This is a genomic window from Burkholderia cepacia (genome assembly GCF_001039005.1).
Classification (GTDB): Bacteria; Pseudomonadota; Gammaproteobacteria; order Burkholderiales; family Burkholderiaceae; genus Burkholderia; species Burkholderia theae.
On the sequence record NZ_LDWR01000152.1, the window covers coordinates 1 to 307 of the forward strand.

Sequence of the window (307 nt, forward strand, 5' to 3'; positions counted from 1 at the left end):
AACAGTTCGATCACGTCGTTGTCGACCTCGACCTCGACTGGCCTCTCGTCGGCCAATAGCTCGATTTCTTCGCTGTCCACGTCGACCTCGACGGGCATCAACTCGCTGTCGACTGGGTTGAGCTCGACCAATAGTTCGGTGGCGTCGCTGTCGACGTCGACCTCGACCGGTTTGTCGTCGGCGAATAGCTCGATCTCTTCGCTGTCCACGTCGACTTCAACAGGCATCAATTCACTGTCGACCGGCCTGAGTTCGACTAATAGCACGGTGTCGTCGCTGTCGACGTCGACCTCGACCGGGCTGTCGT

Annotated in this window: 1 protein-coding gene; it reads right to left on the reverse strand. The window is 58.6% G+C overall.

The features are described from left to right. Window positions 1-307 (reverse strand): hypothetical protein (locus VL15_RS43655; protein WP_048252189.1); only part of this gene is annotated, 307 nt, incomplete at both ends.